At 69.1% G+C, this 18703-nt stretch carries 18 protein-coding genes and 1 pseudogene; 8 read left to right on the top strand and 11 right to left on the bottom strand.

Annotated features, from left to right (window positions below):
* Positions 1-7 precede the first annotated feature (7 nt).
* Positions 8-316 (top strand): hypothetical protein, encoded by a 309-nt coding sequence (locus tag QFZ53_RS18620; RefSeq protein WP_307298904.1) that lies wholly within the window; start codon positions 8-10, stop codon positions 314-316.
* A 164-nt stretch (positions 317-480) separates the two neighbouring features.
* Here QFZ53_RS18620 and QFZ53_RS18615 read toward each other — a convergent pair whose 3' ends face one another.
* From QFZ53_RS18615 to QFZ53_RS18585, 7 genes and pseudogenes are all read right to left on the bottom strand, one after another.
* Positions 481-924 carry a VOC family protein gene (locus QFZ53_RS18615; protein ID WP_307298901.1) on the bottom strand — a complete coding sequence of 148 codons (444 nt, stop codon included), beginning with the start codon at positions 922-924 and terminating at the stop codon, positions 481-483.
* Between the two features lie 126 nt (positions 925-1050).
* On the bottom strand, positions 1051-1368 hold the full coding sequence (locus QFZ53_RS18610) for an NIPSNAP family protein (RefSeq protein ID WP_307298897.1): 318 nt from the start codon (positions 1366-1368) through the stop codon (positions 1051-1053).
* 46 nt (positions 1369-1414) lie between these two features.
* Positions 1415-2266: a siderophore-interacting protein gene (locus QFZ53_RS18605; protein WP_307298895.1), complete on the bottom strand. Its 852-nt coding sequence runs from the start codon at positions 2264-2266 to the stop codon at positions 1415-1417.
* Positions 2263-3038, bottom strand: a pseudogene (locus QFZ53_RS18600) (ABC transporter ATP-binding protein). Before QFZ53_RS18600 ends, QFZ53_RS18605 begins: the two are co-directional and overlap by 4 nt.
* A 43-nt stretch (positions 3039-3081) precedes the next feature.
* Positions 3082-4131: a FecCD family ABC transporter permease gene (locus tag QFZ53_RS18595; protein ID WP_307298892.1), complete on the bottom strand. Its 1050-nt coding sequence runs from the start codon at positions 4129-4131 to the stop codon at positions 3082-3084.
* A gap of 14 nt (positions 4132-4145) precedes the next feature.
* Positions 4146-5189 carry an iron chelate uptake ABC transporter family permease subunit gene (locus tag QFZ53_RS18590; protein WP_307298889.1) on the bottom strand — a complete coding sequence of 348 codons (1044 nt, stop codon included), beginning with the start codon at positions 5187-5189 and terminating at the stop codon, positions 4146-4148.
* Positions 5186-6121 carry an ABC transporter substrate-binding protein gene (locus QFZ53_RS18585; RefSeq protein WP_307298885.1) on the bottom strand — a complete coding sequence of 312 codons (936 nt, stop codon included), beginning with the start codon at positions 6119-6121 and terminating at the stop codon, positions 5186-5188. The genes QFZ53_RS18590 and QFZ53_RS18585 overlap by 4 nt, the downstream gene beginning before the upstream one ends.
* A gap of 205 nt (positions 6122-6326) precedes the next feature.
* Between QFZ53_RS18585 and QFZ53_RS18580 the strand changes: the two genes are divergently transcribed.
* On the top strand, positions 6327-7334 hold the full coding sequence (locus tag QFZ53_RS18580; protein WP_307298882.1) for an alpha/beta fold hydrolase: 1008 nt from the start codon (positions 6327-6329) through the stop codon (positions 7332-7334).
* On the opposite strand, the gene QFZ53_RS18575 is transcribed toward QFZ53_RS18580, so the two are convergent.
* Positions 7335-7889: a DUF308 domain-containing protein gene (locus QFZ53_RS18575; protein ID WP_307298879.1), complete on the bottom strand. Its 555-nt coding sequence runs from the start codon at positions 7887-7889 to the stop codon at positions 7335-7337.
* Between the two features lie 109 nt (positions 7890-7998).
* Here QFZ53_RS18575 and QFZ53_RS18570 point away from each other — a divergent pair, with 109 nt between their 5' ends.
* Both QFZ53_RS18570 and QFZ53_RS18565 read left to right on the top strand, forming a co-directional pair.
* Positions 7999-8592, top strand: coding sequence for a TetR/AcrR family transcriptional regulator (locus QFZ53_RS18570; RefSeq protein ID WP_292909537.1), 594 nt, complete (start codon positions 7999-8001; stop codon positions 8590-8592).
* Positions 8589-9428 (top strand): SDR family NAD(P)-dependent oxidoreductase, encoded by an 840-nt coding sequence (locus QFZ53_RS18565; RefSeq protein ID WP_307298875.1) that lies wholly within the window; start codon positions 8589-8591, stop codon positions 9426-9428. Before QFZ53_RS18570 ends, QFZ53_RS18565 begins: the two co-directional genes overlap by 4 nt.
* On the opposite strand, the gene QFZ53_RS18560 is transcribed toward QFZ53_RS18565, so the two are convergent.
* Positions 9397-9723, bottom strand: coding sequence for a hypothetical protein (locus tag QFZ53_RS18560; RefSeq protein WP_292909541.1), 327 nt, complete (start codon positions 9721-9723; stop codon positions 9397-9399). The two genes, QFZ53_RS18565 and QFZ53_RS18560, sit on opposite strands and share 32 nt — an antisense overlap.
* Positions 9724-9927: 204 nt before the next feature.
* Between QFZ53_RS18560 and QFZ53_RS18555 the strand changes: the two genes are divergently transcribed.
* The gene (locus tag QFZ53_RS18555) at positions 9928-11250 is read left to right on the top strand and encodes a flavin monoamine oxidase family protein (RefSeq protein ID WP_307298871.1); all 1323 of its coding nucleotides are present in this window, start codon (positions 9928-9930) and stop codon (positions 11248-11250) included.
* A gap of 6 nt (positions 11251-11256) precedes the next feature.
* On the opposite strand, the gene QFZ53_RS18550 is transcribed toward QFZ53_RS18555, so the two are convergent.
* Positions 11257-11805 (bottom strand): hypothetical protein, encoded by a 549-nt coding sequence (locus QFZ53_RS18550; protein ID WP_307298868.1) that lies wholly within the window; start codon positions 11803-11805, stop codon positions 11257-11259.
* Between the two features lie 189 nt (positions 11806-11994).
* Between QFZ53_RS18550 and QFZ53_RS18545 the strand changes: the two genes are divergently transcribed.
* The 3 genes from QFZ53_RS18545 to QFZ53_RS18535 are packed head-to-tail and all read left to right on the top strand — an operon-like array spanning position 11995 to position 18183.
* Positions 11995-12855 (top strand): hypothetical protein, encoded by an 861-nt coding sequence (locus tag QFZ53_RS18545; protein WP_307298866.1) that lies wholly within the window; start codon positions 11995-11997, stop codon positions 12853-12855.
* Positions 12856-12886: 31 nt separating this feature from the next.
* Entirely contained in the window at positions 12887-16810 is a 3924-nt protein-coding gene (locus tag QFZ53_RS18540; protein ID WP_307298863.1) for a Pls/PosA family non-ribosomal peptide synthetase, read from the top strand.
* A complete protein-coding gene (locus tag QFZ53_RS18535; RefSeq protein ID WP_307298860.1) occupies positions 16807-18183 on the top strand; it encodes a M1 family metallopeptidase in 1377 nt (458 codons plus the stop codon). The genes QFZ53_RS18540 and QFZ53_RS18535 overlap by 4 nt, the downstream gene beginning before the upstream one ends.
* On the opposite strand, the gene QFZ53_RS18530 is transcribed toward QFZ53_RS18535, so the two are convergent.
* The gene (locus tag QFZ53_RS18530) at positions 18125-18688 is read right to left on the bottom strand and encodes a hypothetical protein (RefSeq protein WP_307298858.1); all 564 of its coding nucleotides are present in this window, start codon (positions 18686-18688) and stop codon (positions 18125-18127) included. The two genes, QFZ53_RS18535 and QFZ53_RS18530, sit on opposite strands and share 59 nt — an antisense overlap.
* Positions 18689-18703 lie beyond the last annotated feature (15 nt).

The following is an 18703-nucleotide window of genomic DNA, read 5'->3' as shown; positions in this document are numbered from 1 at the left end:
ACCTCCCATGACTGCATCTATTGACGAAGAGTTCATCCGCATCTCCTTCGCGCTGTGGCTGGACAGGCTCATCAACGAGGGCTTCGGCGACAATCGCGACGGCCTGGACGTGACTGACGCCGAAGCAGGATTGATGATCATCCGCGTGATCCACGAGGGGATGCTCCACCGTGAAGCTGCTGAGGGTCTGTGTTCTGAGGCCGAGCTTCAGACGCGCCATCAGGAGTATGTGCACGACAATGCCGTACGACAGTTCCTTGCAAACTGGCCAGAGTTTCGCCAAGCTCTACAGCGCCCACCACACCGAGAACTCTGATGCGGGAGGTGGCCACTGACGGGGCTACTGGCGCGTCCCCTTATAGTAAAGCCGTCGCTCGGTTCCAAAGGTCATGTGGGTTCAAATCCCACCGTCACCGCCATGGAAACCCCCGAGAGATCGGGGGTTTCTTCGTGTTCGGCGTGCGTCCGCCTGCAGGACGACTAGCGCCAGGGCATGTGCTGCAGGCACCAGGTGTTGCCGTCGGGATCCGCGAAGAACGCGTAGAACACTCCGCCAAGGTCCTCGACCTCGCTGATGTCGACACCGCGTTCGACGAGTCGAGCGCGGGAGGCCTCGATGTCGGCGACCACCAGGTGCAGGCCTCGCAGTGTTCCGGCCGGCATGTCGAGCGTCGGCAGGCCTTCGGCGAGCGTGATCGAGCACGCGGAACCGGGCGGAGTGAGCTGCACGATTCGGACACCGGGCTTCGGATTGACGTCGACGTCGAGACGGAACCCGAGCTGGTCCTGGTAGAAGGCCTTGGCCCGTTCGATGTCGGTGACCGGCACCGGCACGAGCTCCAGCAACAGCGCACCGGGCGGCACGGGCGGGTTGCCTGGATCGTTCGGGATCTCGCTGGCGGGGGAGGAGGTCGTGTCGGTCATGGGGACATCTTCCTTCGCCGGCCGCCGAAGTTCCAGCCCCCGACGGTCCATGCGTAGAATCAGCGCCCTATGCTCGCGCAGCCCATGCTCGCGCGGCCAGCTCGATCGCGATGATGTCGGTGAGCCTCAGTCCGCGTCTGCTGAGAAGACCGGGCTGAGGAAGCGGCGCTCGTAGCGGCGGATGCACTGCGTTCTGCGCGCCAGTTCGAAGGCCTCCACGCATTCGGGGTCGGTCTTCGACGCTGTGCGGTAGATCTCGTACGCTGCCAAGGAGGGGAACGTGAACAGCGCGAATGCTTCGTCGCTGTCGCCTTCGCTCGGCATGAAATACCCGTGGTGGGTTCCTCCGTGCTTCGCCACAAGCCGGATCCACGCGCGGCCGTACTCGGTGAAGACGTCGAGCTTGTCGGGGTCGATCTCGTAGCGCAGGTGAACAGTGATCATGTCGTTCATCTTCTCAGAGCGCGGAGATCGCGATGACGGATGCTGCTCACCCCACCAGGGGGCCGCCCCGCTTCCAATAGCCGAGAAACGACACATGTTCCTTCTCGATTCCGAGATCGGCGGTGAGGTACCGGCGGATCGTCGTCGTCGTGCCGGATTCCCCGGCGATCCATGCATAGAAGGCGGCGTCGGAGCGGGCGCCCTCGCCGTGTTCGGCGCCCCATGCTCGCACCGCTCGCTCGATCGCCGCGGAGTCGCCGCTGTCGCGTCGCACTCGCTGTATGCGGGCGGTGGACAGTGCCGCTGCTGAGACGAGGTCATCTGCGGCATCCCCGCATTCGATGATGACGTCGGCGCGCACATCGGGTGCCAGCGAACGGAGGATGCCGAGCAGGGCCGGGAAAGCCGTCTCGTCAGCGATGAGCAGGAACCTCCGTGCGTCGCCCGGCTGCCAGTGCAGGCCGTATCCGGTCCACCCCATGCGTGCGTCCGGTCCGGTCACCACGAGGCGATCGCCGGGAACGGCCGTGGCGGCCCATGTGGATGCGGGACCGGCCGGGTCGTGCAGGAAGAAGTCGACGTCGATCTCGCCCTCGTCCGCCCTGATGGCCGCCGGTGTGTACGTGCGGAGCACATTCCGCTGCTCTTCGGGAAGACTGCGCCATCGGGAGTACCAATCGGACGGATGCGGGGTCGGCTCGTCGAGCAGCCCGAAGTCGGCGATGCCGCCACCACGGAGCGGCAGCACGACTTTGATCCGCTGGTCTGTGCCCCAGTCGGCGAAATTCACGAGGCTCGAACCGGCCAGCGTGAGCCGGACGAAGTGCGGGCTGAGCATCCGGCGGGCGCGCACCTCGACAGGGAACGCGCTGTAGGCCCACGGGCGCTCCGCAGTCACGATCGCGACCTCGCCGGGGCGGAACCGCGCAGCGGCACCACGAGCGGTCCACCGGTCACCGGATCGGGGATCACGACGTTCGCGAGGCCGAAGACCTCGTGCACCCGTTCGCTGGTGATCACGTCCCCAGGCGTCCCCTCGGCAACGATGTGCCCGTCGCGCATCGCGATGATGTGGCTCGCGTATCGCGCGGCGTGGTTGAGGTCGTGCAGCACGGCGACGAGCGTGCGCCCCTCGGCGTTGAGCCGGGCGAACAGCTCCATGAGCTCCACCTGGTGCGCGACGTCGAGGAACGTGGTCGGCTCATCGAGCAGCAGCAGATCGGTGTCCTGCGCGAGCACCATCGCCACCCACACGCGCTGGCGCTGACCACCGGAGAGCGCATCGACGGGCCGGGCAGCGAGGTCGGTGGTGCCGGTCGCGTCCAGAGCGCGCCGGACCGCCTGCTCGTCGGCATCCGACCACTGGCGCAGCAGATTCTGATGCGGATAGCGGCCACGCGCCACCAGATCGGCGACCGTGATGCCGTCGGGCGCCGTCGCGCTCTGCGGCAGCAGGCCGAGTCGGCGGGCGACCTCCTCGCCGGGTACGAGCTGATCGTCTGTCCGTCGAGTACGACGCGTCCGTTCGAGGGAGCGAGCAGTCTGGACAGCCCGCGCAGCAGCGTGGATTTGCCGCAGGCGTTCGGGCCGATGATCACGGTGAATCCGCCGGTAGGCACAGTCACCGTCAGGTCGCGGACGACCTCGGCGCGGTCGTATGACAGAGTGATCCCCTCGGCGGACAGCCGAGAGGTCGAGGTGTGTGGCGGTGTCTCAGGCACGGCGGCGGATCTCCAGGATGATCATGAGGATGAGATAGGCGCCGCCGACCGAAACGGTCACGACGCCGACGGGCAGGGCGACAGGCAGCACATGCTGTGCGACGAGATCTGCTCCGAGCAGCAGCACGCCCCCGAGCAGCCCGGAGAGCACGAGCGAGAGGTGCGGAGTCCGAGCGGTGAGGCGGGCGATCTGCGGTGCGGCGAGCGAGACGAAGGCGACCGGACCCACTACCGTCGTGGCCGCTGCGATGAGCACGACTCCGGTGAGCAGCGCGGTCGCACGGATCGCGGTGGGCCTTGCGCCGGTCGAGGCGGCCATGTCGTCACCGAGCCCGAGTTGAGGCAGTCGCGGCACGAGCATCAGCGCGAGGACGACGAACGGCAGCGCACACAGGAGCGCCCCTACGAGCGGACCCGCCGTGACGCCGTTCAAGGAGCCGGTTCCCCAGGCCGAGGCGAACATCGCCGTCTCCAGCTCGATCTGCAGCAGCATCCACGTGTTCAGCGAGGCGAGGACAGCCGAGACGCCGATGCCGACCACGATGAGCCGGAAGCCCTGGATGCCGCCCCGCGCGGAGAGGATCCAGATGAGCGCAGCCGTCGCGAACCCTCCGAGGAGGGAGCCGGCGGTCAGGGTCGGCCAGCTCCCCGAGAAGAGCACCAGCGCGAGCAGCATCCCCGTGAATGCGCCGTTCGATAGCCCGAGGATGTCGGGGCTGGCGAGCGGGTTGCGCGTCACGGTCTGGAACAGCGCGCCCGCGACGCCGAGCAGCGCGCCGATCGTGATCGCGGCGATCGACCGGGCGAGCCGCCAGTCGATCACGACCGTGCGGTCCATGGCGTCGCCGCCGCCCATGAGGGTCCGCACGACCTCGAGCGGTGAGAGAGGATACGTGCCGAGGCCCAGCGACAGCACGCCCAGCACGCCCAGCGCGACGACAGCCGTGAGTCCGACGACGATGCTGCGCAGGCGCACCGGCATGCGCAGCGGACCGCACCGCAGCAGCACGCGACGGTAACCCGCATCGGCTGTCGATTTCATCGGCGACGGCCCCCTCACAGTGCGCTCGCGGAGCGACGACGAGCCAGGAGGATCAGTACGGGCGCGCCGATGAACGCCGCCACGATCCCGACCGGCACCTCTGCCGGGGCGATGATGATGCGGCCGAGAACATCGGCGAGCAAAAGGATGACGGGAGCCAGCACTGCAGAGAGCGGGACGATCCTTCGCTGGTCGACGCCGAACGTCCAGCGGATCACGTGCGGCACCATCAGTCCTATGAACGAGATCGGGCCGGCGAGAGCGGTGGCGGCACCCGCGAGGAGTGTGACGGCGATGACGACGCCGATGCGGATGCCGACGACGTTCGCGCCCTGCGCGCGCGCGACGTCTTCGCCGAGGCCGACCGCGTTCAGGCCGGGCGCGAGGGTGAGGGCGAGGACGAGGCCCGTCACCACGAACGGGAGCACCGGCAGGATCACGTCGTAGCCGCGTCCGAGCAGCGACCCCGCGTTCCAGCTGCGCATCGATTCGAAGGCGTCCGGATCGCTGAGAGAGAGGCCGGTGGTGATGCCCGACAGCACGGCGCCGAGCGCGACCCCGGCCAGGGTGAGCCTCAGAGGGTCGGCGGAGCCCCGCCCGGATGACCCGATCAGATAGACCGCGATCGTGACGACCAGCGCCCCGAGGAACGCGAGCCACACGAACTGCGACGCGTCGCGCAGTCCGAGGACGCTCACTCCGAGGGCGACTGCGAGCGCGGCGCCGGCGTTCACGCCGAGAATCCCCGGATCGGCGAGCGGGTTGCGTGTGAAGGCCTGGATGAGCGCGCCTGCCACGCCGAGGGCGGCGCCGGCCACGAGGCCGGTGACGGTGCGGGGTATGCGCAGATCGAAGAGGATGTAGTCGGTCTCGGCGGTGCCCTGGCCGCGCAGCGTGGTCGACACGGCCTCCAAAGAGAGAGGATTGGCGCCGACGGAGAGCGAGAGCACGACGGTCAGCGCGAGCGCGGCGAGGAGGATGAACATCCCCCCGGCCGCACGCGCGCCGCGTCGAGGAAGCCGCGTCGGTGGCGCCGCGGTGTCGGAGCGAGAGGTCAACGGCTCGTTTCGAGGAAGGACTCGATGTCGTCGAGCACGGCCTGCGCGCCCTTGGGTCCGACCCCGGAGACCCAGTAGCTCGTGTCGACGAGGGTCACCGACGGAAAGGCGCCGGCGTTCTGGGTGATCGCCGCGGGGATCGCCGACTCGTCGTCGACATCGGCCACCGTGATGAACACGTGGTCGGCCTGCGCGGACAGGATGTTCTCGGGCGAGATGTCAGCCTGCAGACCGTCGGCCCAGTTCTGCTCCGGGATCGTGAAGCCGGCGCACTCGAGCAGGCTGCCCGAGAACGACACGGGTCCGTACAGGCTGAGGGTCGTCTCATCACGGGGACGGATCAGCTGGGCCGTCTCACCCCCGACCTCGTATTCGTCGGCGAGCGATGCGCAGCGGTCGTCGACAGCGGACAGCAGATCGGCGACTTCGTCCTCGCGGTTGAGCGCGTCGCCGATGAGCAGCGCGTTGTCGCGCCACGGATCGGCCTGCGTCGCGATGAAGACCGTCGGAGCGATCGATGCGAGTTGGTCGTACAGCTCGGAATGCCGCGCCTCGGTGCCGAGGATCAGATCGGGCTTGAGAGCGGCGATCGCCTCGAGATCGGGCTCGGGGACGGTGCCTACGGCTTCGACTCCGTCTGCGCCCAGGTACTCCGGCGCCCCCGTCACATTGCTCGCGACGGCCGCGCCGACCGGCACGATGCCGACCGCGACGGCAGTGTCGAGTTCGAGCGGCTCCAGAGTCACCACCCGCTGAGGGTCGTCGGGGACAGCCGTCGTTCCCCGCGCGTGCTCGACGTCGTGCGTGCCGGTGGACTCGGGCGAGGCATCCTCTTCGGCGGGAGAATCGACAGCACAACCGGACAGCAGGAGCAGAGCGCAAGCCGAAGCGGCGAGGAGCGCACTGGAGCGGCGGCGGGCACGTGAGGGCATGACGGATCGTCTTTCTGAAGGGGATACGGGAAAGTATGGGGAACCTGGTAAGGCAACCCTAACAGGCGTCGGGAGGGCTCGCCGTCCGGCATGGGCCCGGAGTCATCCGGCTTCCGGAGGGCGGCGTGGCGGACATGCGTGACTTCGGCAGTCTGCCGAAGATCCCGCAGAGATCCGGATCCACTGTCCTTCTAAGCTGGCTCCCATGAGTGACGAGACCGGCCGAGCGGTGATCGCGGATCTGTGCCGCATCCCCAATCCCGACGCGATCGACCGCACGGAATTCGTGGAACTCGGGAGTGTGTCGCAGTTCGTCTCGATCCGCGGCCGACGCGCGACCAATCCGGTGCTCATCGTGTGCCACGGTGGGCCGGCTCTTCCCTCGTTGCCCTCGTCCTGGATCTGGCAACGAGCGGTCGAGGACTACTTCACCGTCGTCAACTACGACCAGCGCGCCAGCGGCAAGTCCGCGGCACGGGCAGGCGGCGAGATCGATCTGAGCATCGACAGGTACGTGGACGATCTCATCGAACTGATCGCCTGGGTGCAGAACGAGCTCGGCGTGAGAAAGGTGGGCGTTCTTGGCCACAGCTGGGGGACGATCATCGGTCTCCTTGTCGCCGAGCGGCGACCCGACCTGCTCTGGGGCTACGTCGGAGTCGGGCAGGTGATCTCCGGCGTGGAGAACGAGGCGGAGAGCTTCCAGTTCGCTGTTCGCAGTGCGACTGCGGATCGGAATGCGGAAGCCGTTGCGGAACTGCAGGCGCTCGGCGAGTATCCGGGAGCCCAGCCGCTGACGACGGAGCGAATCGTGACCTGCAGGAGATGGGCGCAGCACTACGGAGGGCTGTCTGCCTATCGATCCGACTCCGCGTACTTCATGGAATCGCAGGACCTTTCGCCGTACTACACGGACGAGGACCTGGGTCTGATCGGCGTCGGACAGCAGGTGACCATGCCGCAGGTCCTCCCCGCGTTGCTGTCCTTCGACGCCCGGGAGCGCACCGCGTTCGAGGTTCCCCTGCTGCAGTTCCTCGGCCGCCACGACTGGACGACTCCGACGGCTCCGGTGACGCGCTGGTTCGAGCGAGTGACCGCGCCGTCGAAGGACGTCGTCTGGTTCGAGGACTCGGCGCACCTGTGCATGTTCGAAGAGCCGGGGAAGTTCGTGGTGAGTCTCGTGAACCTGGCAGTGCCGCACGCTGTGGCTTGATCACGCCGCCTTCTTCAGTCTCACGCTCAGCACGACAGCAGAGACGAGGAAGAAGATCGCGCCGGCGGCGGCATAGCCGGCGACGCCGATGATCATGCTGCTGCCCTGCAGGCCCTGGAACAGGAACCCGGCTCCGGCGAGCAGGGAGATGCCGCCGGAGAGCATCTGCGCGATCTGGCCGCCGTTGCGACGGTTGTGGATCGCGGTGATCAGCTGAGGGGCGCCGGAGACGATCGCCCACGCGCCCCACACCGCGAGGGCGGCGGAGAGCGAGATCGACGAGGTGACGCCCAGCGCGATCGTGACGATGATGCTGACGGCGACACCGATCCACTCGGGAGTCTTCGAGCGCTGGCGATCGGGGTTCGAGCGCAGCTGCCACAGCACGGCGCCCGCGTCGAACAACGGATAGACGATCAGAAGGATCGTGAGAAGCGCGTTCGGCTCGGTCGTCTTCGCGGAGGTGGCGAACATGATGCCCACCCAGATGATCGCGAAGGCGAAGCGGACGAAGTAGAGGGAGCGAAGCGAGCGGGTGAACGAGTGGTCGGCCATGGTGTCTTCCTGTCTGGATCGTAGGTAGAGTTACTAGTTCGTCTACCGAGATGACGGTAGACTATTTCGTATACCTGCGCAAGCCGCGCGACTCGATTCGGAGGCAGTCATGCAGTCGGAAACACCGTCCACGACGCGCACCGGCATGCGCGAGCGGATCCTGGAAGCCACGAACGGCGTGTTCTACGCCCACGGCATCCGTGCGACCAGCGCCGACCGCATCATCGAGCAGGTGGGCATCACCAAGGTGACCTTCTACCGCCATTTCCCGAGCAAGAGCGATCTCGTGGTCGCCTACCTCGAAGTCCAGGCCGCGAGGGAGCAGGCCTGGTTTACCGGTGTGCGGGTCGCGGGCGATCCCCGTGCATCCCTGCGCGCGATCGCCGAGGGAATCGGAGCAGCCAGCTGCAGTCCCGGCTTCCGCGGCTGCGCGTTCATCAACGCGGCGGCCGAGTTCTCCGACCCTGACGATCCGGTGAGAGGGGTCGTCGCCAGGCACCGACGGTGGATGCTCGACGAGTTCACCAGCATCGCCGCAGAAGCAGGTGTCGAAGACGCGGAGGCCGCGGGCCGGCGCCTCATGATGCTCCGCGACGGGGCCATGGTCAACGGCTACCTGGGCGATGCGGCATCCGTCGCCGACGCGCTCTGGCCGTCGTTCGGCGCCGTGCTCGCGACGGCCTCGAAGCGTCGAGAGGCATGAGCGAGTCCGGCGCGGTCGGCGGCAGACGCCCCGGCCGGACGCTCCTCGTCGGATGCGGATCGCTTGGCACGCAGCTGGGACTCCGGCTGGTCGCCGAGGGCAACGAGGTCATCGCGCTGCGCCGGACGACCGAGGGGCTCCCGGCCGAGTTCGCCGTGATCACCGACGACCTGAGCGTTCCGCGCCCGCGGGAGCTTCCCGGCTGCGATTCGGTGGTGATCACACTTCCTCCGGGCGCCGGTTTCTATCGAGCATCCCTCACCGCGCTCGCCGAGGCGTTGCCCGAGCGTCCCTCCCGTTTCGTCTTCGTGTCGTCGACGCGTGTCCTCGAGGGCTCCGCCGGCGAGACGCCCCTCACAGAGGAGACCGGGCCCCAACCCACCAGCCCGCGGGCGCGCGAGCTGCGGGACGGCGAGCTGGTGGCCACCGAGCTCCTCGGAGCGTGCATCGTCCGGCCCGCGGGCATCTACGGGCCAGGGCGCGAGTCGCTGATCCGCAAGGTGCGCGAGCAGGCACCCGTCGACTACTCCCGCCGCACGAATCGCGTGCACCAGGACGACCTGGTGGGCTTCCTGCACATGATGCTGACCGCCGAGTCTCCGCCCGCTCTGGTGCACGCGGTCGATCAGGCGCCCTCGCGGCTCGGCGACGTGGTGACTTTCATCGCCGAGCGGCTCGGAGTCGAACCGCCCCCGCACATGGTTCCCGAGGTCGGCGGGGGAACGGTTCTCGACGGAAGCCGGATGCACGGGCTGGTCGGCGCGCTGGAGTTCCCCTCGTTCCGAGAGGGCTACGAGCGGATGCTCAGCGGAAGTCCCCATCCGCAGACTCGATGATCTCGCGCATGACGTCGCGGGTGATCTGCTCGCGCCCGCCGTCGGCCCACTCGTGCACGACGAACGCCGCGCCGATCTCGTCGAGGTAGGCGGCGGTCTTCTCAAGGCGAGGCACGACGTCGATGTGGTCGTTGCCGAACAGTGCCGCGGTGTAGACCGGCTCGCCGGCGCGGATCGAGTTCCGCAGTTCGATCGTGGAGCGTCCGGTGATGCGGTAGAGCGCCTTGAGCACCTCGCCCGGGAGGTCCGGGTTGCCGGCGATCGTGAGCGACAGTGCGTTCTCGGGAGCGGTCATGACTCCATCTCACCATGCGCAGGCTCCCGCCCGTCCCGTCTGCAGGCCGAGATCCCTTCCGCATGCCGAGAACGGCGATCCGAGCATGCAGACGGATTCTGAGCACACGGACGGCACACGGACGACCCAGGAACGGCACCGGGCTGGACGATCGCCGCCGCCGCATCCAGACTGAGAGGGCACGTGACCCGGTGGAAGGAACCCATGAAGAACGCGGACGTGATCGTCGTCGGGGCGGGAGTCGCGGGGCTCACTGCCGCACGGCTGCTGCAGGAGCAGGGGCTGACCGTGATCGTGCTCGAGGCACGTGATCGCGTCGGTGGACGCGTGCACACGATGCGCGACGGGCGGGTGACCGACCTCGGCGCCTCCTGGATCCACGGCATCACCGACAGCCCCGTCGCGGCCGCCGCCGAGGCGTTCGGCATGCCGACCGTCGAGTTCACGGTCGGCGGCTTTCAACCCGACAGCCGGCCGATCGCCTACTACGGCCCCGAGGGCACCAGGCTCTCGGATGCCGAGGCCGCCCGCTTCGCCGCCGACATCCACGAGGTCGATGCCGCCCTGGCCATGGTGGTCGCGTCCTCGGCGCCGGACGCCTCGTACCGCGAGGTCACGGAGGCGGCTCTCGAGGGCATGCGCTGGGATGCCGAGCGCACGCAGCGCGTGCGCGAATACCTCGAGCATCGCGCCGAGGAGCAGTACGGCGTGTGGATCGAGGATCTCGCGGCGCACGGGCTCGACGACGATTCGATCGACGGCGACGAAGTCGTCTTCCCGAACGGGTACGACGAACTGCCGACGCACCTGGCAGACGGCCTCGACGTCCGCCTCGGCCACGTTGTCACGCGCGTCGAGTGGAGCGACGGAGTGCGGGTGAGCACGGCACGGCAGGATCTCACAGGGGATGCCGTAGTGCTCACGCTGCCCGTCGGGGTGCTGAAGTCCGGCGACGTGGAGATCGTGCCGTCGTTGCCTCGGATCAACGCCGATGCGCTGGCTCGCCTCGAGATGAACGCCTTCGAGAAGGTGATTCTTCGTTTCCCGGTGAGGTTCTGGGACGAAGACGTGTACGCGATCCGACAGCAGGGCCCCGCTGGGCGCTTGTGGCACTCCTGGTACGACCTCACTCCGCTGCACGATGAGCCCGCGCTGCTCACCTTCGCCGCAGGTCCCGCCGCCCGCGGCATCCGCGATCTGGATGACGCCCAGGTCGCCGATGCGGTGATGGCGCCGCTGCGGCGACTGTTCGGCGGCGACATCCCTGCGCCCGTCAGCGTGCACCGCACCGCCTGGCAGGACGACCCTTTCGCCCACGGCTCCTACGCCTACATGACCGTGGGGTCGACGACCGCGGATCACGACGATCTCGCAACTCCGATCGGCGGCATCCTGCACATCGCCGGCGAGGCGACCTGGACCGATGATCCTGCGACCGTCCCCGCGGCGATGCTGTCGGGGCATCGCGCGGCCGAGCGGATCATCGGGCGGGAGATCCCGATCGCGAGCCTGTGGTCGCAGGTCTGACTTTCGTCACCGCACGGTGACGACGCTCAGCTCGGTCGTCGCGGTGTCGCACATCGTCAGCTGCCACACGGCTCGCCCGTCGTCCATGACCCGCGCCATCTCGACGATCAGCGGACTCGGCCAGGTTTCACCGGACTCCTGTGCGGCGTCGTATGCGCTCTTCGTCAGGTTCTGCTCGGCTTCGGTGAGTTCGACTTCCTGCGTGGCGATGACCCCCAGCGTCTGGGCGTCGAGGAACACCTCTCGTCCGTGACTCGGGTCGTTCACCCGCTCGCCGAAGAAGTCCTCGCGCGCGTCAGGGGAGCGCACGCGCCAGGCCCATGAGTCGTCGTCCAGGTATTCCAGGCGCAGCCCGACGATCGTCCCGATGCCCTCGGTCTCACCGGGAAGGCTCTCGATGAAGTCCGACGGCCATGCGAACTGCGGCGGCGTGCAGGTGCCAGGGAAGTTCTCGCCCACCGCGCTCGGAGGACTAGGCATCGTGGAGCATCCGACCAGCGCGAGCGCCACGAGCAGGGTCGCGCCGATCCGGCCGCGACGGCTTCTTCCCCTCATCAGAATCCCCCCGACTCCGGTCTGTCACTGGCAGGCTATCGGTTCACTCCGCCGACCCCGCCGCAGGGTCTGGGGCACCGCCTGCGTGTCACGTCGCGTCGCAGTTCTCCATCCGTTCACCGGCCCTCAGTACGATTAGCGCCCTGCGGCACCCCGATCAGTGCTGCCCGAACGGATCGTGAGGACCCCATGGCAAAGAAGACCAAAGCGCAGAAGGCTGCGGAAGCTGCGATCGATGCCGCCGCGATCGCCGCCAAGGACGCGAAGAAGCTCAGCAAGTCCCTCCCGAAGAAGGACGGCAAGAAGCTCCGCGAGCTCGTAGATGAGGCGAAAGACGCGGCCCAGCCCTCGAAGAAGAAGCTCGCCGCCAAGCCCCGCAAGGTCGAGAAGGTCGCGGTGGCCGCGACGGCGCGGCTCGAGAAGACCGCGGCGAAGCTCGGGGCCAAGGCTGCCGAGAAGAAGGCTGCCGAGAAGAAGGCTTCCGAGAAGAAAGCGCAGAATGCCGCGGGCAAGGCATCGGCGAAGGATAAGAGCGAGAAGACGCAGGCGTCGAAGAAGACGGATGCTGTCGCCACCGTCACCATCTCGAAGAAGTCCTCGCCCGCAGCCGTGGTCGAAACCGCACCCGCGACGGCATCGGAGGATGCCGAAGCGGCCACTGCGGAATCCGCTCCGGCAGCGGTGGTCAGAAATGCACCGGAACCTGCCGTGGGAGATGCGGATTCGGCCACCGCACCGAAGCGCGCCGCGGCACCCGCCCGCAGGCGAGCCGCAGCACCCGCGAAGAAGCCCGCGGCACCCGCGAAGAAGCCCGCGGCGCCGACGAAGAAGCCCTCGAACTCGGTGACGGACGCCACGACGCCGGCACGAAAGTCCCCCGCCCGCAAGCCCGCCGCGAGCACCGCACCCGCGAAGGCCACCACCTCATCGGCATCCGCTGATCTCGCCGCGCTCTCCGTCGCCGCCCTCCGTGACCGCGCACGCGAGAGCGGACGCACCGGCTACTCCCGCCTCACCAAGGCGCAGCTGATCGCGCTGCTCTCGGCCTGAGCGTCGAGAAGAGACGGCAGACAGACCGACAGTGGCAGACGCGCAGCAGGGTTACGACCGCACCGACCTGGCCCCGGATCCCCGGACCCTCATCGACATCCTCCGCGACACCGCAGCGCGCTTCCCCGACGCCTCGGCGATCGAAGACGCGGTCGGCGCCGTCAGCTACGCCGAGCTGATCGCCCGCATCAACGTCACGGCCGCCCGCCTGCACGAGCAGGGCGTGCGCCGCGGAGACCGCGTCGGCGTGCGGATGCCGTCGGGCGAGCGCGCCCTGTACACGTCGATCCTGTCGATCCTCGCGGCCGGGGCCGCCTACGTCCCGGTCGACGCCGACGACCCGCAGGAGCGCGCCGACCTCGTGTTCGGCGAGGCGAAGGTGCGCGGCATCATCGGTGCAGGGGGCGTCTTCACGCCGTCTGACGAACACGGGGCGAGCGACCTCTTCGCCGGCGACGCCCCGCACCCCAGCACCTCGGCCGTGCCGATCGTCGAGCCGCCCACGCCGGACGACGACGCGTGGATCATCTTCACCTCGGGCTCGACAGGCACCCCGAAGGGCGTGGCGGTCTCGCACCGATCCGCCGCGGCCTTCGTCGATGCCGAGGCGCGGCTGTTCCTGCAGGACGCACCGCTCGGTCCGGGCGACCGCGTGCTCGCAGGGCTGTCGGTCGCGTTCGACGCCTCGTGCGAGGAGATGTGGCTCGCCTGGCGTCACGGCGCCTGCCTGGTGCCGGCTCCGCGCGCCCTCGTCCGCTCGGGCGAAGACCTCGGCCCGTGGCTCGTCGGCCACGGCATCACCGTGGTCTCCACAGTGCCCACGCTCGCGGCCCTCTGGCCGCAGGACACGGTCGAGAACGTGCGCCTGCTGATCTTCGGCGGCGAATCGTGTCCGCCCGAGCTCGTCGCGCGTCTGGTCGGCGAAGGGCGCGAACTGTGGAACACCTACGGGCCCACCGAGGCCACGGTCGTCGCCTGCGCCACCGTCATGCGCGGCGACGGCCCTGTGCGCATCGGCCTGCCGCTCGACGGCTGGGCGCTCGCCGTGGTCGACTCCGAAGGGCAGCTCGTGGCCGACGGCGAGACCGGCGAGCTCATCATCGGGGGAGTGGGCCTCGCCCGCTATCTCGATCCCCTCAAAGACGCCGAGAAGTACGCCCCGATGCCGACGCTGGGCTGGGAGCGCGCCTACCGCTCGGGCGACATGGTGCGCGCCGACCCCGAGGGCCTCATCTTCCAGGGCCGCGTCGACGACCAGGTCAAGATCGGCGGCCGGCGCATCGAGCTCGGTGAGGTCGAGGCCGCTCTTCAGGCGATCGACGACGTCACGGCCGCCGCAGTGGCGGTGCGCAGGACGGATGCCGGCATCGCCCTGCTCGTCGGCTACGTCGTCCCCGCCGAGGGCTTCGACCGACAGCGTGCCCGCGCCCAGCTCGCGGAGGCCCTGCCGGCGCCGCTGATCCCGCTGCTGGCCGTGGTCGACGATCTGCCGGTGCGCACCTCGGGCAAAGTCGACAAGGCGGCTCTTCCCTGGCCGCTCATCGACACCGATGCGGGCGATTCCACCTTGTCGGGCACCGCAGCCTGGCTCGCCGAGCAGTGGTTCTCGGTGCTGGGCATGCGCCCGACCGAGGAGAGCGCCGACTTCTTCCAGCTCGGCGGGGGTTCGCTCGCGGCGGCGCAGCTGGTCTCCCGCATCCGCACCCGCGCCCCCGAGTTCACGATGGCCGACGTCTACGACCTCCCGAAGCTGGCTCAGATGTCGGATGCCGTGGAGGCGGCCTCGGTCGACGAGGACGTGCACTCCTTCACCGCAGCGACGCCGACCCCCAGGCGTATGCAGTGGGTGCAGACCCTGCTCGGCATCCCGCTGTTCATCCTCTCGGGCGCCCGCTGGATCACCTGGCTGCTCACGGCGAGCTGGCTGCTGCAGCTCGTGCCCGGCTTCGACTTCCTGCCCGACGCGCCGCTCTGGGCGATCGTCATCGGCCTCCTCGTGTTCACGACCCCTTTCGGACGTATGGCGCTCTCGGCGCTCGTCGCGCGGCTGCTGCTGGCAGGCGTGCGCGGCGGCGACTATCCGCGCGGCGGCTCGGTGCATCTGCGCCTCTGGCTCGCCGAGCAGGTCTCGCACCAGGTCGATGCCGTGGGGCTCGCCGGCGCCCCCTGGGTGATCCACTATGCGCGCGCCCTGGGCGCGCGCATCGGCAGGGGCGTCGACCTGCACTCCCTGCCGCCGGTCACCGGCATGCTGCACATCGGCGACGGCGCCGCGATCGAGCCGGAGGTCGACCTCGCCGGCTACTGGATCGACGGCGACACCGTGCGCATCGGCGAGATCCGCATCGGCGCCGACGCGACGGTAGGCGCGCGCAGCACCCTCGCACCGGGCACGAAGATCGGTCGCGGCGCCGAGATCGCGCCGGGTTCCGCGGTGTTCGGACGCGTGCGCGCCCGCCAGCGCTGGGCAGGATCGCCCGCCGTGCGGGTGGGCGGCAAGAGCGTTCCGTTCGCCTCGGAGGCGCCGCCGAAGCGTCGTCGCTGGCTGTGGGCGTACGGAGCCTCATCGGCTCTGCTCGGACTCCTCCCGTTCGTCGCGTTCGCCGCAGGCGTGCTCGTGCTCGCCTCCGGCGTCCGCGGCGCCGACACCCTGAACGCGGCGATCGGCGCGTTCGCCGCGTGGCTCGTGCCGGCCGTGCTCGTCACCGGACTCGTCTTCGCCGGTGCTGTGGTGCTGTTCGTGCGGCTGCTCTCGATCGGTCTCACCGAGGGGATGCACCCTGTGCACGGGCGCGTGGCGTGGCAGGCGTGGACGACCGAGAGGCTGCTGGATTCCGCCCGCACGCTGCTCTTCCCGATCTACTCGAGCCTGTTCACCCCGATCTGGCTGCGCATGCTGGGCGCCAAGGTCGGCCGGGAGGTCGAGGCGTCGACGGTGTTGCTGATCCCCTGCATGACGGTGATCGACGACGGCGCCTTCCTCGCCGACGACACGATGGTCGGCACGTACGAGCTCGGCGGCGGATGGATGCGCATCGCGACCGCCCGGATCGGCAAACGCGCGTTCCTAGGCAACTCCGGTCTCGCGGCAGGCGGGCACCGGGTTCCGAAGGATGGCCTGATCGCGGTGCTCTCCGTCGCCCCGGAGAAGTCCAAGCCCGGTTCGTCCTGGCTCGGGTCGCCCGCGGTGCGGCTGCGCCGGGTCGTGAACGACTCCGACCTCGAGCGCACCTATCGGCCCAGGCAGTCGCTGCGCTGGGCGCGAGGACTGTGGGAGTTCAGCCGCATCCTCCCCGTGTTCGTCACCTGTGCGCTCGGACTCGCCGTCATGCTGACGCTGGCCTGGTTCACCGAGACCTGGGGATTGGGAGCTGCGATCCTCCTGTCCGGCTGCGCGATGCTCGCGGCCGGGGCATTCGCGGCGGCCATCACCACGGCCGCGAAGTGGATCTTCGTCGGCCCGATCCGCGCCGGCGAGCATCCGCTCTGGTCGAGCTTCGTGTGGCGCACCGAGGTCGCCGACACCTTCACCGAGATGGTCGCCGCGCCCTGGTTCGCGAATGCGGCGGCCGGCACTCCGGCGCTCGTGGTGTGGCTGCGGAGCCTCGGCGCGAAGATCGGGCGGGGCGTCTGGACCGACAGCTACTGGCTTCCCGAACCCGACCTCGTGCGCCTCGGCGACGGCGCGACCGTGAACCGCGGATGTGTGGTTCAGACGCATCTGTTCCATGATCGTGTGATGAGCATCGACACGGTCACCCTGGAATCGGGCGCCACACTCGGCCCGCACTCCGTCGTGCTGCCAGCCGCGACCATCGCGGCCGACGCCACGGTGGGTCCGGCATCCCTCGTGATGCGCGGCGAGACGGTCCCCGCGGGAAGCCGCTGGAGCGGCAACCCGATCGGGCCGTGGCGGGCCGTGACCGTGCGCGCCTACCAGGCCGAAGGCGCATGAACGTCGACCCGTACACGCCCCACGCGGGTGATGCCCGCATCCGCGTCGAGCACTACGACCTCGACCTCGACTACAAGCTCTCGACCAACCGGCTGACGGCCACGGCTGTGATCGACGTGCGCATCGCGCAGGAGACCACGACCTTCGGCCTCGACCTGGTCGGCCTGCGCGCGAAGAAGGTGCGCGTCGAGGGGCTCCCGAAGGCGGGATTCAGCCAGACCGATCGCAAGCTGAAGATCGCTCTCGGCGCCCCTGTCGAAGCCGGAACGGTGCTGCAGGTCGCCGTCGACTATGCGGGCGCGCCGAAGCCGCGTCGCACCCGCTGGGGCGCGCTCGGCTGGGAGGAGCTCGAAGACGGCCTCCTGGTCGCCTCGCAGCCCACCGGGGCGCCCACCTGGTTCCCCTGCAACGACGTGCCCTACGACAAGGCCACGTACCGGATGCGCGTCACGACCGACCCCGGTTACGCGGTCGTCGGCTCGGTGCCGCCGAAGCGTTCGACGTCGAAGGGCCGGGCGGTGTGGGACTTCGACATCGCGGTGCCCACGGCGACGTATCTGATGACGCTGCAGATCGGCCAGTACGACGAAGAGCGGATGCCGCTGGGCGCCGTGGCCGGCCGGGTGTTCTTCCCGCGCGGGCTGACCGCGCGGGTCCACGCGGATCTCGAGGATCTCGCCCGGATGATGACCGTGTTCGAGGAGGCGTTCGGACCCTACCCGTTCGCGGAGTACACGGTCGTCGTCACTGCGGACGAACTCGAGATCCCGCTCGAGGCGCTGGCGTCGGCGATCTTCGGCGCGAACCACATCGACGGCGAGCACGGACTCGAACGCCTCATCGCGCACGAACTCGCGCACCAGTGGTTCGGCAACAGCGTCGGCGTGGCGCGCTGGCAGGACATCTGGCTGAACGAAGGCTTCGCCTGCTACGCCGAATGGATCTGGTCGGAGGCATCGGGAGGCCCCTCAGCCCATGCGAAAGCCCTCGCGCACCATGCGCGACTCGCAGATCTCGAACAGGACGTCGTCCTCGGAGATCCCGGCCCTGACGCGATGTTCGACGATCGGGTCTACAAGCGCGGGGCGCTGACGCTGCATGCGCTGCGGCTCACGATCGGCGACGAGGCGTTCTTCCGGGTGCTGCGCACGTGGACGGCCGAACGGGCCTACGCGACAGCGGTGACGGCCGACTTCATCGCGCTGGCATCGGCGGTGAGCGGGTCTGCGCTCGACGCGGTGTTCTCTCCATGGCTCGACCAGTCGGCGGTGCCGCCGCTGCCCGCAGGTCCCGCCGACACCGAGGCGGCCCCGATCACCGGGCCCATCCTGGGGCTCGGCGGAACCGTCCCATGGGATCGATCGCGACACTGATCAGATAGCCCTCGGGCGCAGCAGCGGTCGAGACCTCGATCGGCGCGCGACCGGCGATGCGTGCGGTCGTGCCATCGAACCGGATATCCGTCGGGGCGATGCGCAGACCGCGTCCGTCGGCCTTGACGACGGCCTCGATCATCGTCCACTCGCGCAGCGTGGGAGGTTCGCGCGGCGCGAAGAGCGCGGCGAGCTCGGTCAGGCGCGCAGCGCCGCGGTCGGCCTCGACGTCGATGCCGACGGATGCCGCGTCATCCGCTCGGGCGATCGCTCCCACGGTGAGGTCCCCGGCGTGGCTGAGGCTCAGCACCGTCGTCCCCGACGAGGTCCGCAGGGGGCCGTGCATCGTCGAGCCGCACGTCGGGCACTCATGCGCGATCGAGTCGTCGGGGACCCCCGCATCCTCCCGCAGCCGTCGCAGCACGGCGTTCCGCGCATCCGCTCCGCTCGCCCACACGACGCGCACCCGTCCGTTCCAGACGGTGGTGGCGTCGCTCTCGGGCATGCGAGAAGCCTAGGG

The sequence above is a fragment of the Microbacterium natoriense genome (assembly GCF_030816295.1).
Taxonomy (GTDB): Bacteria; Actinomycetota; Actinomycetes; order Actinomycetales; family Microbacteriaceae; genus Microbacterium; species Microbacterium natoriense_A.
Note: the sequence above shows the minus strand (reverse complement) of the source record. Positions and strands in the feature narration are given on the sequence as shown.

Coding starts and splice junctions, on each gene's coding strand:
- QFZ53_RS18620 (WP_307298904.1), top strand. CDS start 8: ATGACTGCATCTATTGACGAAGAGTTCATCCGCATCTCCTTCGCGCTG.
- QFZ53_RS18615 (WP_307298901.1), bottom strand. CDS start 924: ATGACCGACACGACCTCCTCCCCCGCCAGCGAGATCCCGAACGATCCA.
- QFZ53_RS18610 (WP_307298897.1), bottom strand. CDS start 1,368: ATGATCACTGTTCACCTGCGCTACGAGATCGACCCCGACAAGCTCGAC.
- QFZ53_RS18595 (WP_307298892.1), bottom strand. CDS start 4,131: ATGAAATCGACAGCCGATGCGGGTTACCGTCGCGTGCTGCTGCGGTGC.
- QFZ53_RS18585 (WP_307298885.1), bottom strand. CDS start 6,121: ATGCCCTCACGTGCCCGCCGCCGCTCCAGTGCGCTCCTCGCCGCTTCG.
- QFZ53_RS18580 (WP_307298882.1), top strand. CDS start 6,327: ATGAGTGACGAGACCGGCCGAGCGGTGATCGCGGATCTGTGCCGCATC.
- QFZ53_RS18575 (WP_307298879.1), bottom strand. CDS start 7,889: ATGGCCGACCACTCGTTCACCCGCTCGCTTCGCTCCCTCTACTTCGTC.
- QFZ53_RS18570 (WP_292909537.1), top strand. CDS start 7,999: ATGCAGTCGGAAACACCGTCCACGACGCGCACCGGCATGCGCGAGCGG.
- QFZ53_RS18565 (WP_307298875.1), top strand. CDS start 8,589: ATGAGCGAGTCCGGCGCGGTCGGCGGCAGACGCCCCGGCCGGACGCTC.
- QFZ53_RS18560 (WP_292909541.1), bottom strand. CDS start 9,723: ATGACCGCTCCCGAGAACGCACTGTCGCTCACGATCGCCGGCAACCCG.
- QFZ53_RS18555 (WP_307298871.1), top strand. CDS start 9,928: ATGAAGAACGCGGACGTGATCGTCGTCGGGGCGGGAGTCGCGGGGCTC.
- QFZ53_RS18550 (WP_307298868.1), bottom strand. CDS start 11,805: ATGAGGGGAAGAAGCCGTCGCGGCCGGATCGGCGCGACCCTGCTCGTG.
- QFZ53_RS18545 (WP_307298866.1), top strand. CDS start 11,995: ATGGCAAAGAAGACCAAAGCGCAGAAGGCTGCGGAAGCTGCGATCGAT.
- QFZ53_RS18535 (WP_307298860.1), top strand. CDS start 16,807: ATGAACGTCGACCCGTACACGCCCCACGCGGGTGATGCCCGCATCCGC.
- QFZ53_RS18530 (WP_307298858.1), bottom strand. CDS start 18,688: ATGCCCGAGAGCGACGCCACCACCGTCTGGAACGGACGGGTGCGCGTC.